Consider the following 15,566-nt stretch of genomic DNA (forward strand, 5'->3'; position numbering starts at 1 on the left):
CCGCCTTTCATATATCCGATACGGGGAATTCCGTTTACTATAGAGTTATTGTGTCCGTGTGCCCACTGCATTTTCAGCATCTCCGGATGAGAGATGGCAGTCGGTTCCCCCTCAAAATTATGCTCGTAACTCACTTCGATAGGGTCGGCCGGATCGAGTCCTACTACATCGCCGTTTTCCACGTAAACCGTCGGGACACGGTCGTTGGTTGCTGCAATCAGGCAAGAGTAGTCGAAACCGATTTCTTTGGCACCCGGTTTGACGGTTTCGTTCCAGTTGACATTGCCGTCTCCCATCCCCAAATGCCACTTTCCGATAGCTCCGGTCACATAACCGCATTGCTGCATCATCTTCGGCAAAGTAAACTGATTTTCATTAATGATAAGAGGAGCATCTCCCGGCAGGATTTTTGCATCCTTATTTTTCCACGGATACATTCCGGTCATCAAAGCATAACGGCTGGGAGTGGAAGTTGCCGAAGTGGCATATCCGTTCGTGAAACAAACTCCGCCATGAGCCAGACTGTCGATATTCGGAGTATGAATCGTAGTAGAGCCATAAGCGCTGACATCGCCAAAGCCCAAATCATCGGCAAGAATCACAATCACATTCGGCTTTTCTTCTACGTGCTGTGAGATACAACCTACTAAAGACAACGTAGGAACTAGATAGATTATCTTTTTCATAATATTATGTAGTTAATAACAGTGCAAATTTAGCTAGTGCTAATTTATTTGTGTAGAACAAATGTTTAATAATTGGGAGTAATGTTCAACCTATAACTTTTCCTGAGAACAGTAGTTTAGTACTAACTTTCGTAATGAAGGTGGAAAACCCAATTCGCACAAAATTAAAGGAATCGGTGCAGATTTTATGCCGAAGACTTATTTGTAGGCAAAATTATTCAGTTACAGAATGATGAAGCCATTCGCCGCGAATTAGCGAGGTTGGAAGACTTGCAGATTAATACTTCCTCAGAAGTTGCCGTATATACTGCCACAAAACTTGTGAAGCGCGTCCCGAAAATGAGAATATGCTTTTTTGTTTCATCTCGAATTTACATTAAACTTTAAGTTGTTATACTATTGGAATGGAAAAAAGTGCAGATTGAAGCAAAGTTACTTAAATAACTGGAAAAAGTCTGTAAGCATATGCGCCATCTCTTCCCGCTGGTTGTATCATACAACCGTTTTGTGGAACTTGAAAAAGAAGTGGCTGTCCCTTTGGCGCTATTCATCAAGAAAGTGTTGCTGGGAAAATGCACAGGCATCAGTTTCGTGGACAGCACTCCTCTGAGGGTATGCAGGAATCAAAGGATACATGTCCATAAAGTATTCAAGGGTATAGCCCAAAGGGGTAAGTGTTCCATGGGATGGTTCTTCGGTTTCAAACTGCATCTAATTTGTAATGAAAAAGGCGAACTGCTAAACTTCATGATAACTCCGGGTGATGTGGATGACAGGAAACCGTTGGAATACAAGGCATTTATCGATTTTATCTATGGTAAGCTGGTTGCGGACAAAGGATATATCAGCAAGAATCTTTTCCAACGCTTGTTTGTCGATGGCATACAACTTATCACTAAACTGAAAAGCAATATGAAAGGCGCTTTGATGAGCGTGTCGGACAGACTGCTTCTTCGGAAACGGGCTATTATAGAGACGGTAAACGATGAATTGAAAAACATCGCACAGGTGGAGCATTCCAGGCATAGGAGTTTTGACAATTTCATCGTCAACATTCTGGGGGCTATTGCTGCGTACTGCATGTTTCCCAAAAAAACGTGTATCAATGTGCAACGTACATTAGATACACAGCTTGCTTTGTTTTGATTTCGTCGAACTCACGTTATTTTATTATTGCTGTCCGATAAAACTTAGTAAAGATATGAAAGTATGGCTCCACTGCTGATATAATGCGGTTAAGCCTACTTTTTCAGAAATCCAAGCCCCCTCATTCGAACAATGACGGCATAGGAGGATCTTTGGCAGGCTGTTCAAGCAGCATCTGTCAGTCCCTTTCGGGCTGGTTCAGTAAGCTGTATAAGTCAACATAATACATCAATGTCAGTCTCACCATTGTTGTAAGCCCCGAAAAACTCCAGTTCCTACTCAGCCGACTTTGTATAACCATCAGAAGAAGGTTTGCGATAAGCGTTACCCAAATCTGGATTTTGATGGCATTCCTGCTCTCTCCATAGAAATATCGTAGGGGGAAGTTCTGTTTGATTTGTTTGAAGAGCAGTTCTATTTCCCAGCGTTGACGGTATATGTTGACGATAACTTCCGGACGTCGGGCATTGGCATCGGAAAGTGTACTGCGTGTCGGCATCATCGAGACACCAAGGTGCGCCAGTTTCCGGGCTTCAGACAGCATGGACACGGATATCTCACGCAGTGAGTCGTGACGCATTATCACAGCATAAAGCATTGTCATCAAATGTGTCCAGGCATCAAAGCGCTTAATGTAACGTTCTCCGCCGTTTTTACGGCTGATTTCAAGAATTTCTGCCTTATCAAGCAATTTTATTACCTGACCATATAACGGCTGTCCGAGAAAATGTGTACTTTTACCCATGGTTATTCATTTTAGTTTAGCGACTTCAAAATAACCACAAAGGGCTGACTCCTGCAATAGGTGCCAGCCCTAATTTGGTCTGCGCTTAAAAAGTTTTATCGGACAGCAATATAAAAGAATAGATTTAATTAGTTGTATGCGAGAAACTATCCAGTCTCTTGCATACAACTAATTTCGTTTATATATAAAATTAATCGTCTGACTATAGTTATTCTTTCGTCTGACTATAGTTAGACGAAAAGTCAACAGTAGTCAGACGAAAGTTCAACTATAGTCAGACGAATAAATTTATTCGATTGAAGAGTTAGTTTTATGCATACGGAAGACTAATTGGTAGCAAACTTGCTATTAATCTTATTTGATAAGATAAGTAGCCACTACCGGATAATGGTCTGATTCCTTATCCGCCCAATAACAAACATTATACGCCTTCACCGTAAAAGCCTCGTTTGGCGCATAAATCAACCAGTCACATGCGTAAGCCGGACTTGGAACGGGTACTGTCCATGGAGCACCATCACTCAAACAATTTACGGTGAAATACTTTTGAAAAGCAGCCATGGTAGCAGAACCACGGCGGGAATTCAAATCTCCCCCCAAGATAACAGGTTTATCCAGGTGCTCCACGCACGCAAGAATTTCATCAACCTGTTTCAGACGGGCAGCATCTTCGTATTTATGGTCCAGATGTGTCGTAGCGAAATAGAATTCCTTACCTTCCTTCACAACTTTCACATAACCGAAAGAACGGACATAATCACCTTCTTTCAGTACACTCAACTTAAAACTCTTTTCCTCGGAAACCGGATATTTGGAAAGAATCACATTTCCGTAATCTCCGCCAGTCGGAATATCGAGCGCATGGGCAAAATAATAATATTTCATTCCCGTCAGTTCCGACAGTTTCTTCGGAGTATCCCAAGGGTTAATCTCCGTGTTTCTTTCTATTTCCTGAAGTGAAACGATATCCGGGTTCTCTTTCTTAATGACTTCGGCAATCTTATCAATTCCTTGTTTACGACCGCTATACGTGTTGTAAGTCATGGCTTTTACTGTGACCTCTTTCGGTTTCGTCACGGGTTTCTGTGCCGTTGAAGGTTGTAACAAACAACACAATAGAAACAATGAAATGCATATTCTAAAATTCATATACAACCAATTAATAAGTGAATGTTATCCTGAAAAACAATCTTTCCTACCTGATACAAAATTAATCCTTTTCTATCTTACGAATCTTATGATTCCAATAATCTGAAATATACAACGCTCCGTCCGGACCGAACTGCAGACCTTCCGGATGGTTGAATTGCGCTTTATCCAACGTGCCGTCAGTCGTACCGGAAAGACCTGTACCTGTGTAATTTGTCAACATGCCGTCAGGGGTAATTTTCGCTATACGATGTTTTTTACGGACTGCTACATAAATATTTCCCTCTTCATCCAAATCCATCTGGCAAGGCTCTTCCAGTTTGGCTTCATTTCCCTGACCTTCTGTAAAACCTTTTGTATCGTACTGCCCTACCCAAATATGGAGATTAGAAAACTCGCCTTTCGACATGTCGTAATCCCCTTTATAAATCACATGTTTATTCTGTGAACTCATATACACGGTAGTTCCTGCCTTGTCAAAAAGAATACAGCGGATTTTCACTTTCGACGCATTTTTACCTGCTGCGTCGGGAAGTTGCACACCGGTTGCCACCATCGTATTCTGCTCCGGGTCATATTTGTAAATCATGGCATTTCCATGAGCTACGGAGAAAACCTCTCCCGTGACAGGATGCACACCTACATTAGTAACTCCATTTTCCAAAGAGGGAGTGACTGACCATATTGCAGACAGATTAGCAGCATCATACTGATGCGTATCATTGCTCCATGGCATTGTTGCAATATGCGCATTGCCCGAAGCGTTGGCATCATTGGACAAGAATAAAGTATTGCCATCCGATGAGAAAGCGATATTCATCATCCTGAATACAGTTCCACCGGTTCCATCTCCGCGTAAGAAAGTAGCGACCTGATTGTTTTTCGCGATACGGATATCACGGTCATCATCTTCCACGATATACAAAGCACCTTCCTTGTCGAAAGCGATAGAACCCGGTTTCCAAAGACCCGCTTCCATGAGGGTCCCCTCTTTCTTCTCCGTTTTTTCGGAAGGAACATAACTGCCGATATAAGTACTTACGATAGGAGACTGAGAATACTCAAACTCCGTTTTATATGTCAGTTCTTGCGCAGCTTCTCCCTGACCGATATACACTTTCACCGGACCGGAGCCGGAACCTCTCTGTACATTGGCAGTAATAATATTCCCCAACGCACCCGTCACTTCGGCGTCCACCCCGTTGACTGTCACGCGGATATTATCCAAATCCGTGCCGAAATGCGTACCGTATAAAGTCAGGCTTGTAGACTTTCCGCCGGCTGTCGGCGTGTACATAGTGATTTTGGGAGTAGCCTCTCCTTCTCCGATTTCAGGCGTCATATCCTGCCGGTTCTCATCCTCGCATGCGACAAAGCCGATTGACGCAAACATCAGAGAATAGATAGAAAACCGTTTCAAATGAAGTATCAATGTTTTCATGTTTCTGTCTTTTTAGGTTAATCGTTTATACTGAACGTAGCTACCACCGGAAAGTGGTCTGATTCTACATAAGCATCATAATACACATCATAGGCTTTCGGAGACATTCCTTCATCCGGAGTGTACAATACGAAATCAATCGCTTTCACCGGAACGGGCGTTCCCGTTGTCAGTCCATAGTTCCCGTTCAGGCAACCGATTTCAAAACGTTCATACAATATCTTCATCGGGCCGGAGTCGGCTAAAGCATTGAAATCACCAGTCAATATCATTGGCTCATCCAAGCCCTTTGTCTTTTCGATAATCGTTGTAGTCTGGTTGATACGGTTAGTTTCGTTGCCCACATGAGACAGGTGCGTCACTCCGAAATAGAAACCCTTTCCATCTTTTTCTGTTTTCACTACTCCCATCGAACGCGGGTGGACATCTTCCACTGTCTCTATTCTCGGCAAATCATAATTCACTTCATCACTTATCGGATATTTCGAGAGAATTAGGTTTCCATATTCACCACCATCCACATCGCGGGTTTTGACAAAGAAAGCATAAGGCATTCCGGTCACTTCTTTCATCAGGGCGATAATATCCGCTTTCCCCACCTTGTTAGTCTTCGTCTCAAACTCCTGCAAACCTGCCAAGTCCGGATTTATCTTTTTAATCACTTGGGCAATCGCTTCCATTCCCTTTTTCCCGGAATAAGCTTTCTGCCCGCTATATATATTGTAAGACATGACTTTTACCAATACCCCGTCCTTTTCGTCCGGCGGGGTCACACCGTCATCATCCGAACTGCAACCGGCAAACAAACCGCCCGCCAACAGTAGCAGTAATAAATAGAATTTATGTTTCATTGTTACCTTCTTTTTTATCGTTTATCTTATATCATTCACAATTACTTCCACTACCCGGCTGTAATTCACATACGATTTGCTTTCTGCTGTCACCGTAGCCGCAACACGTACATACACCCTGTTCTTGTTGGAAACAATCTTATAATGATTCTCTATAAATTCAGTATCACTCATCAGGTCGATGACGTGCGTGCCACTGGCCTTTGTCCCCAGTGAAGAGAGGGTGGCATGGTTTGCATTGTTCACATCCACTCCCGGAGCATAATTCCATATCACGGAAACATCCGTCAGTTGCAATGTCTCGTTCGATGTTTTCGCATCATAGGTCAGTGTCAGCTTATTATCAGCCGATACAGCCACATCAAGGCTGATACGCGAGAACGGGATTGTGTACAAATCAACCTGCGTTTGTCCGTTCACGGTGACATACCCTTCACATACCCCGACAAAAGGACCATCCTTTGCCTGAATACGATAGCTGCCATTGAACACCTTCGTATGCTCGAACGTTCCATCCTGGCGAGCACGGAAATCAACAGAGGCGGTAGCCCCCGTATTCTGCTCGTACAAACTCATCATCACACCGCTACTTCCCGGCACAGGCATAGGAACCGGTTCATTCGTTTCCTTATCATAGATAGTGCCATACACGCCACCGTTCGGTGCATCATAATTATCGATGTCATTTTCGCATGCCGCCACGAAACAGGCGAATAATGCAGTCAATCCTATGTTTACTATTTTATTCATATCGTTTCTTCTTTAAAATTGGATGTATCAATTACCGTAACCCGGATTCTGTACCATCAACGGATTCGTACTCAAGTCCTCGGCACGGAACACCGTATAGTAGTTCTTTTCAAGGAAAAGACGCTTTCTCTTTTCGGGCACACCGGTTTCAAAGGTGTACTTGCCGCTCTTAACATTGTAATACGGACAGAGAGCCGTGCCGCGGAAATTGGTCAAACCACCTTTGCTTACATCGAGATGAGCCAGGCGCCAACGTTTCAAATCCCAGTAACGATGCTTCTCAAAAGCAAGTTCCACTTTCCGTTCATGGCGCACTTTATCCAGCGTCAGGTTACCTGCAGTCAATAGTTTGATACCTGCCCTGCCGCGAATCTCATTGATATCCTTCAAAGCCACGTCCAGATGCCGGTTCAGTTCCATGCAAGCCTCTGCACGATTCAGATAGATTTCTGCCAGACGGAAAACCACCCAGGGAGTAGAAGAACGTTTTGCGTCGATGTTCGTATAGTCCGTCAGACTTTCATCCAGGAATTTACGCTGATAGAAACCCGTCTTGCTGGCGTCGCCTACACTTAACGAGCCACCGTCTTTTCCCGAAGTATTATAAGTCTGTCCGTCTATTACGACCTTGTTCTCCTTATCCGGTTGGGCGGAAGCTTCATACTTGGTTCCTATCCCATCCTGTCCGTTGATGACACCGCGTATCCATTCGATTTTTCCGCCACCGTATCCTTTATAATCAGCACCGGGCAGGTAAACCGAACCTAATAAACGAGGGTCTTTATTCTTAAAGATATCATACGGGCTATCATAGCTGATAGCTTTTCCACTGCTGTCTTTCATCTTCAGCTTCCCTTCCGTACCGTCAATATATTCAAATTCCTCTACCATTTCCAGTACCGGAGACATGCCGCATCCCCAACCGTCGCCACGATAAGAGAAAGGAACATTCAGTTTATCCCACATATGTCCTTTACCGGCAGCCACATTATACTGTTTCTGGAAAATATATTCTCCGTTATCCCCATTCACTGCTTTGGAAAAGAGATTGTAAAAGTTCTGCGCCAGCTCTTCCGCTTCCGTACCGGTCGATTTATACAAGCTATACACACGGGGAACCATTTCATCCAGAATCTTCGATGAAGCAGTATAACATTCGTCAAAGTAACGTTCCGCTTCTGTCTCGGGAATATACACATATCCTTTGGAAACAGCCTCGCCTGTGAGAGTCAGCGTTTTGGAATACTTGGCGATAGTACCGGCATACAGTGCGGCACGTGACCACAAGGCAAGCACCGTTCCACGATTTGCGCGGTATTTGGCATCACTGCTGCGTACTTCCGGCAATGATTCATAGATAGCCTTACATTCATTGATAATGAAATCATAGGTCGCGGCTTCCGTATCACGAGCCTGGTAAAGAGCTTCCGTATTTCCTGCGGTATATTCTTTCGGAACAGTCTGCAAAGGAACGCCCCCATAACGCTTCACCAGTCCGAAGTACTGCATAGCACGGATAAAACGGGCTTCTGCTCCGAGTTCTTCTTTCTCATCCTCACTCAATACGGAAGTTTTCTCAATATTCAGCAGGAAGTTGTTTACAATGCGGATTTGCTTGTAGCGGGTCACCATGTCGTCGTTGAATACATAGTCGCCATAAGAATAAGTAGAGTTCGACTTGTCGAATGCGCTCTCCTTCTGATAACTGGCGGTAGCCTCATCCGAGAGGCTGGTCTGATTCGCCAGGTTCGCCTTCTTGCTTCCATACCAGTCGTCAAACTCATCCAGTTTCAGTCCCGAGTCATACATATCCGCCAATACGGCTGTGATTGCTTTCGGATTTTGCCAAATCAAATCCGGTGTGTTGACACCGCTGGTACTCTCACGGTTCAGATAATCATCGCATCCCGTCCATACGAAGATGGACACCCCGCCTATCAATATATATTTCAGATAATTCCTATTCATTGTCTTTACTGGTTTTAGAAGGTTACATTTACGCCAAAGTTATACGTCTTCATCTGCGGATAATAGCGTATTCCGCTGGAATTGCTTTCGGGGTCGACGTTCTTCATCAGTCCGTCACGCTTGGTGAAAGTCAGCAGATTGTTGCAGTTGATATAGAAACGCACCCGGTCGATAGCCGCCTTTTTTGTCAAGACTTTAGGAAGCGTGTATCCCAGTTCCAGAGTTTTCAGGCGCAGGTAATTTGCGTTGTGCAATGACCACGAGTTACCGGAACGGTTATCGGCGACACCTGCCACGCGTGCGGCAGGCATATATCCCGGAATCCATTTGCTATAAGGGTCGGTCGGGTCTTCCCGGTGCCAGCGGTCGGTCATGATAGCCAGCCCATTACCTAAACCTTGCTGGATAAACGGGTCGAGAATATCCCCGCTAACATAAATATCGTGTCCGGCAGCTCCCTGGAAGAAGACAGTCAGGTCGAATCCTTTGTATTCTCCGGACATATTCAGCCCGTAGTACATACGGGGTGTGGCACCGTGTCCGAGTGGTTGCGTATCGTTATCATCAATAATACCGTCACCATTGTAGTCTTCGAATTTCAAATCACCCGGCATCAGCGAACGGTTACCGTCCTTATCCTGAACCGGTGAGTTCAAAATTTCCTCGAAAGAAGTAAACTGCCCGATTACTTTCTTTCCCCAACGGATATCCTTGTAACGCCCGTTGGTGTTATTACGCCAATCGTCATACATATTGGTGGAAGCCGCCCGCTCCACATAATCATACTTAATCCGGGTAGTAGAGAAGTTGGCCGACACATTATAATTAAAATTACCAATCCGGTTTTTATGCCCGACTACAATCTCGAATCCGGTGTTAATATCAGAATTCAGGTTCTCCTGCGGCATTGATTCACCGAAGATAGTAGGCAATGAGCCTACACGGGTGGCAGGCAGACCGGAACGGTTTCTGCGGAACCAGTCGAACTCCACAGAAATCAGTCCCCTGTGGTAAGACGCCTCAAAGCCGATGTTCATAATCTTCGATTCATACCAAGTCAGCCACGGGTTTGCCATACCTACCGTAGTCATGCCCGAAGTCACTCCGTTGCTGCCCATGATATAGCTTCCGTGAGACGTATATCCATCCAGATACTGGAACGCGTCGAAATCTCCTTCATCGCCCACTTTGGCGTACGAAGCACGGATTTTCAGGTTATCCATATCGGGTAACAGTTTCTTGAAAAAAGCCTCTTCGGAAACACGCCATCCCAATGAAACACCCGGAAAGAATCCCCAACGATTACCTGCACGGAATTTATAGGTTCCGTCATAGCGGAAATTGAATTCCACCAGATAACGGTTAGAGAAATCATAGTTCAGACGTCCCACCAAGCCGGCGTGAGCCGTTTCCTGTGTCTTGCCGGAAGCTTCCTGATTCGTTTTATCCCCATAGTCCAGGTCAGGAATCAGCCCGATAGCAAAATCACGTGTCCCGGTCACCCAGTTCTTCTTGTCATTATACATTTCCCATACGAGCATGGCACCGATATTATGCTTTTTAGCAAACGTATTGTTGTAGTTCATAGAGAACTGATAGGTCGGTTTGTCATAGTTTTCCAGCTTCGATTCCAGATGCGCGGTGTTAACCACTTTCTCTATATACTCTTCATTCGCATAATCATACGTATATTCCGAGAGGTCTTTCCGCCACGTTTTCCATTCCTTGTTCGTATAGTCGTAGGCAACCAATGCTTTCGCCATCAGTCCTTTCACCCAGGGAAGTTGCCAGGTGATAGCCAACGAGCTGTTAAATTCACGACGCAGGCGGTCTTCATAACCACTGTCGTCCGAATCGGAAACATGCACGGGGTTCGCCATATCTCCTACGGCTCCCCAATAATCCGGGTTGTCATTGGCATACATGGAATAAGTCGGGATGGCCATTTGTGCCGAACGGAACAGGTTGTCACCATTGTAAGGCTTTTTGCGGTTGTCGAAGCGTCCGCTCAAACGCAGTTCCACGTTCAGTCCCTTAGCCACTTCCACGCTCAGGTTGGAACGGACGTTGTAACGTTGGTAATTCCAGTCGCCCGAACGGATAATACCGCCCTGGTCCATATATCCGATAGACATGTAATATTTCACTTTCTCCGTACCGCCTGTCAGGCTCAAGTTGTGTGAAGTCTGGGGAGCGGTGCTACGCATCGTCTCACTCCACCAGTCCGTACCTGCCGTACCGTTCCGGTAGGCTTCCAGTTGTTCTTGTGAATAAGCGGAAGCTCCGCGCCACGGGTTGGCATTGTGAATCGCTTCATTGTAAAGAGAAGCGTACTCATAAGCATTCATCATCTCCGGATAGCGGGTCACTTTCTGAAAACCTACATAGCCGTTATATTCTATCTTTACCTTCTGTTCCGTCCCTTTCTTGGTAGTAACCAGCAGAACACCGTTTGAACCTTTAAAACCGTAAACAGCTGCGGCGGCATCTTTCAGGATAGAGATGGATTCGATATCATTCGGGTCGAGCTGCGTATAATCACGCTCGATACCGTCTACAATCACCAGCATGCTTCCATATCCGCGAATATCGACGGAAGCTCCATCATCACCGGGGCTTCCGCTACGCTGTACGGCACGTAAACCCGGCAAACGTCCGGCGAGCATATTCGTCACACTGGGAGCTTTTACTTCCATCAACTTATCCGAAGAGATGGCAGCTACCGAACCGGTCACGGAAGCCTTTTTCTGAATACCGTAACCTACCACCACTACCTCGTCCAGCGTCTCGGTATCTTCCTGCAAAGTTACTTTCAGTCCAGCTTGCCCGTTCACCCGCACTTCTGTTGTTTTATATCCTATATAGGAAATCTGTAACACTCCATTAGCGGGAACCGGCAAGGTAAACTTACCGTCCACATCGGTAATCGTCCCCACACCGGCAGCACCTTTCAGTTGCACCGAAGCTCCGATAACCGGTTCTCCGCCGGCATCAACAACCACACCTTTCACCGTGATATTCCGAACAGTCTGTTCGATACCCGATACCGAAGGGCTTTCCGCATATACCGTAAACGGCACGCACAGGAAAGTCCCTGCCATTAAAGCTGAAACAGTAGCTATCTTCAGCCGGTCGTTGAACGACTTTAAGACAACCGTGTTCATTTTACAAACATGTTTCATAGATTAAATTAATTATGTGTTTTAAGTTTCGAATCTATATTATCATCACATATCGCTACTGCAACCTGCGAATCGGCACAGCCATAATAGAGATATAATTTGTTTTTAAAGTAAGCCAATCCTTCGATAAACACTGTTCCGTCCTTGTACTGACCGCTCTTCTCGAAAGCGGCTTCGGGCACAAAGAAAGGTTTATCCAAGCGGTCGAGTACTTTATAAGGGTCGTTGGCGTCAAACAGGAACTGCCCTGCACAATAAGCGCCTGCGGGGTATGCCGGGTCCCTTTCTTCCTTGTATCCGTTCTTGCCATTGTATAATAATACAATACCGTTCACGGTTTTGATAGCCGGTGGCCCGCACTCAGTCAGGCGGCTGTCGAAATACCCGCTGCGGGGTTTGGCTATCTCCCTTAGTTCGTTGTTTTCGTTCAGTACCGGAGCCCAGTCGGTCAGGTTATCGGAAGTTGCGGCACATACCGCATTCTCCCCCCAATACATAAAGTATTTGCCAGCCACTTTCTCAATGACCAGTCTGCCGTCTTTCACTCCGGTGACAATAGAAGCCGATTTGCTTGCTATATTGGCAAAACGCCCGTTGTATGCTTTCGCAAAAGCGAGTCCGTGTTTCGTCCAGTTTTTCAAGTCTCTGGAAGTAGCCACCGCCAAGCGGGGAAGATTGCGGTTCCAGGCTGTATAAAGCATGACGTACAATCCGTCTTCCGTCATTGCCACACGCGGGTCTTCGCAACCACCTTCCCATTCTATTTCTTTAAAATCGTCTTCGGAAGGAAAGAGTACCGGTGCGTCCGCTTGGCTCATCGTCACTCCGTCCGTACTTTCCGCATAGCCGATGCGGGATGTCCTCTTTCCGATGCCTTGCGCCGAGTTGTCTTCCGCACGGTAGAGTACCACAATCTTCCCGTCCTTGACGGTTGCCGCCGGATTGAAAGTGTCACTCTCTTCCCATCTTACCGGCTGCTTGCGCATCGGGCATTGGAAAGTAGTCGGTTGCGGGGAAATCACCGGGTTCACCCCTTCCGGGCGGACAAAAGGGCCGAGTATCCATTGTCCGCTCTGTTCTTCGACAGCTACGGATGCCTGTTTTTGTCCGGAGCATCCGGCTAGTGTCATCATACTGATTAAATAGATTACAGATTTTAGTTTTATCATACGTCGTTTTTTTAGTTTTCCCAATCGGTCGTTCATCGTTTTTCTGCCAGCAAAACTATCGTACCCCGCAAAAAATAGAGTGTACTATATTCTCAAAAGGGTATATAGGTGCTGTACAACATAATAATTCATCCGTTTGCAATGGCAGCTTAATGGTTTTGAAATATTAACGAACCGTTTGGTTCTGTTTGATGATGTTCCGGGCCAACGGGTAGGCTATCAACTGCAAGGCTCCTACCAGTATCAATGCGTACTTCAATGCAAAATCCTGTGATATGGCAAAGGCAAGCGCCATAAAAAGGATGAGCCCGAAAGCACGCCCCAGGAATAGTCCGAATTCGTGGCTTAAAATATAAGTGTATTCATTTCTTTTCTCGATTTTAACTACTGCGTCGATGGTTTGCATCATAATGGGATAGTAAGGCAAGTCAAACAAGGGCTGAAAGATTACCTTACAGAGGACAAAGATAATCACTCCGGTGGCTGAAAACAAGACCCCGTTGAACAGAGTACCGATAAAAAAGACGAGTAACCCGGCAATAAATATCTTCGGGCGGTCTTCGGGTTTGGCAATACGCCCCAGTACATAGACCAGTATAGCCGTCAGCGTACCGCTGATTCCCTGTATCAAGCCTAATGTCCCTTCATCACCGACCAGTTTCAGAATCAGGATGGCGGGGGCAGTCACTAGGAATCCCTGTACCATTCCTTTCAGGGAAGCCAGCAACAGCATTTTCTTCCACAGTGTACAGAACCGGAAGTACAGAAAGTTCTTCTGTATCGGATTGGCAAACTTACCACGCCACAAGACAGCTACGGCAAACAGGGTCACGACTATGACTCCGACTGTGACCAAACGATAGGCACCATTTATATCAATCAGGCATCCCATGATTTCTTTGCCGTCTATCTGGCTGATGAATGCGCCAATCAATAAAGGAACAGTTATCGAAGTGATGGAGAAAAAGAAAGATTCCAGTCCGAAAAAGTAGTTCCGGCTATTATCGGTCGTGTTGTTGAGAGTCAATAGATAGCGGTTGGTCCAAAAGAAACCCGATGCGGCTCCGAGAACAAAACCTGCTATGCCTAACTCTACAAAGCCCAATGACTTCACCAGCATCATGGCAAACATCGACAGCCCGCTAACTAATATCCCGCCTGCATACAGTACTTTCACGCTGACATGCCGCAACAGGAAGCCGTTGACAAAAGAGGTCGCAATGATGCCGATATACATAAAAAGTTGATAGAAAGCTACGGAAACAGGCTCGCTCGTGTGACGCATCACATAAGCACCTACAAATATCTCCACCACAGGAAGCACGAACGCATAGAGCAGGTTAGTCATCAACAGTACACGTACATTGGAAGTCTGCTGCTTGAAGAATTGATATTCTCTTTTCAATTTATTCATTTCTTACCTTAATATATGTCATGACTTTAATGAACGAAGGATTTCCCCGATGGAGAACTCCGCTCCGCAGATTACTTCATCACTCGCACCGTAGTAAACAGTCACCTTATCCCCTTCTACCAGATGCCCGTTCGTGAAGACCACATTCCCGAAAAATCCGGTCTGCTCGTAGGGAGCAGTCGGTTCCATTATAGGAGCTTTGCTTCGGGCAATTACCTTTGAGGGGTCGTTCAAATCAAGCAGAAGGGCTCCCAGGCAATAGCGGTTCTGATAGTCTGCACCATGATAAATCTCCAGCCAGCCTTCCTCTGTACGGATAGGCGCGGCGCCCGCACCCACACGGGCACAGTCCCAGCTATCGGGACGAGTGGTCGCAACGCAACGGTGGTTACCCCAGTGCAACCGGTCGGGTGATTCGGCAAGCCAGATATAGTTGCCGCCCAGTTCGGGACTGCTCGGGCGATGCAAGGCGAAATATTTGCCGTTTATCTTCTCTTCAAACAAGGCACAGTCTTTATTATGAGGGGGAAAAATCATGCCGTGACGAGTGTAATTCTTCCAGTCACGGGTATGAATCAGCCCTACACCGACGGCAACGGAAGAGACTTCGGTAAACGTCAGGTAATAGCCGTCGGCTGTAGTCGCCACCCGGCAGTCCTCGATGCCGAAAGCCTCTAATGCCCCTTTGCCGAAAATAGGCGGATAATCCGGTTCTTCCTTAAAATGGATGCCGTCCTCGCTCGATACCAACCGGAGATAAGACATGGTAGTCAGATAATTCTGTCCCGCATATCCTATCACACGAGGGTCGGAAGCGTCCAGTTCCGGGTCATTTTCGTCGAAAGAAAGCACTTCTATCTTCCCTTCCTTATTATATACGGGGAAACTAATCACTCCCTGTTTCTGTACGGGGCGTTCGGCTACCCGCAGTAATAACCAGGTTTTTCCGTCGAAGCGGAATACGCCGGGATTCAGGAAACAGGTGATTTCCATACCTTCTATTCCCGGTTGTAAATCAGATGGTTTCAATAATGGGTTCTGATGAAATCGTTTTGCAATATCCAT

The 15,566-nt window shown here is 45.9% G+C and carries 12 protein-coding genes; 1 reads left to right on the forward strand and 11 read right to left on the reverse strand.

Annotated features, from left to right (window positions below; all coding sequences use genetic code 11):
* Positions 1–686 (reverse strand): sulfatase-like hydrolase/transferase (locus KFO40_RS05505; protein WP_211146178.1); only part of this gene is annotated, 686 nt, incomplete at its 3' end.
* A gap of 444 nt (positions 687–1,130) precedes the next feature.
* On the opposite strand from KFO40_RS05505, the gene KFO40_RS05510 reads away from it, so the two are divergent.
* A complete protein-coding gene (locus KFO40_RS05510) occupies positions 1,131–1,832 on the forward strand; it encodes an IS982 family transposase (RefSeq protein ID WP_118195265.1) in 702 nt (233 codons plus the stop codon).
* 178 nt (positions 1,833–2,010) lie between these two features.
* On the opposite strand, the gene KFO40_RS05515 is transcribed toward KFO40_RS05510, so the two are convergent.
* The 10 genes from KFO40_RS05515 to KFO40_RS05560 form a co-directional block, all read right to left on the reverse strand.
* Positions 2,011–2,577, reverse strand: coding sequence for a DUF4372 domain-containing protein (locus KFO40_RS05515; RefSeq protein ID WP_008023543.1), 567 nt, complete (start codon positions 2,575–2,577; stop codon positions 2,011–2,013).
* Positions 2,578–2,931: 354 nt separating this feature from the next.
* A complete protein-coding gene (locus KFO40_RS05520; protein ID WP_022275420.1) occupies positions 2,932–3,726 on the reverse strand; it encodes an endonuclease/exonuclease/phosphatase family protein in 795 nt (264 codons plus the stop codon).
* 61 nt (positions 3,727–3,787) lie between these two features.
* Complete coding sequence (locus KFO40_RS05525; protein ID WP_022275419.1) at positions 3,788–5,167, reverse strand: SMP-30/gluconolactonase/LRE family protein; 1,380 nt, start codon at positions 5,165–5,167, stop codon at positions 3,788–3,790.
* 17 nt (positions 5,168–5,184) lie between these two features.
* Positions 5,185–6,018 carry an endonuclease/exonuclease/phosphatase family protein gene (locus KFO40_RS05530; protein ID WP_087318224.1) on the reverse strand — a complete coding sequence of 278 codons (834 nt, stop codon included), beginning with the start codon at positions 6,016–6,018 and terminating at the stop codon, positions 5,185–5,187.
* 21 nt (positions 6,019–6,039) lie between these two features.
* On the reverse strand, positions 6,040–6,768 hold the full coding sequence (locus tag KFO40_RS05535; RefSeq protein WP_022275417.1) for a DUF3823 domain-containing protein: 729 nt from the start codon (positions 6,766–6,768) through the stop codon (positions 6,040–6,042).
* Positions 6,769–6,795: 27 nt separating this feature from the next.
* Positions 6,796–8,736 (reverse strand): RagB/SusD family nutrient uptake outer membrane protein, encoded by a 1,941-nt coding sequence (locus KFO40_RS05540; RefSeq protein ID WP_022275416.1) that lies wholly within the window; start codon positions 8,734–8,736, stop codon positions 6,796–6,798.
* A 14-nt stretch (positions 8,737–8,750) separates the two neighbouring features.
* Complete coding sequence (locus KFO40_RS05545; RefSeq protein WP_151923076.1) at positions 8,751–11,918, reverse strand: SusC/RagA family TonB-linked outer membrane protein; 3,168 nt, start codon at positions 11,916–11,918, stop codon at positions 8,751–8,753.
* Positions 11,919–11,926: 8 nt separating this feature from the next.
* Positions 11,927–13,087, reverse strand: coding sequence for a glycoside hydrolase family 130 protein (locus tag KFO40_RS05550; protein WP_008023554.1), 1,161 nt, complete (start codon positions 13,085–13,087; stop codon positions 11,927–11,929).
* A 166-nt stretch (positions 13,088–13,253) separates the two neighbouring features.
* Positions 13,254–14,501, reverse strand: a complete 1,248-nt coding sequence (locus KFO40_RS05555) for an MFS transporter (RefSeq protein ID WP_008023556.1) — start codon at positions 14,499–14,501, stop codon at positions 13,254–13,256.
* Between the two features lie 18 nt (positions 14,502–14,519).
* Entirely contained in the window at positions 14,520–15,566 is a 1,047-nt protein-coding gene (locus KFO40_RS05560) for a glycoside hydrolase family 130 protein (RefSeq protein WP_008023557.1), read from the reverse strand.

Source organism: Bacteroides sp. 1001302B_160321_D4, assembly GCF_015667765.1.
Lineage (GTDB): Bacteria > Bacteroidota > Bacteroidia > Bacteroidales > Bacteroidaceae > Bacteroides > Bacteroides xylanisolvens.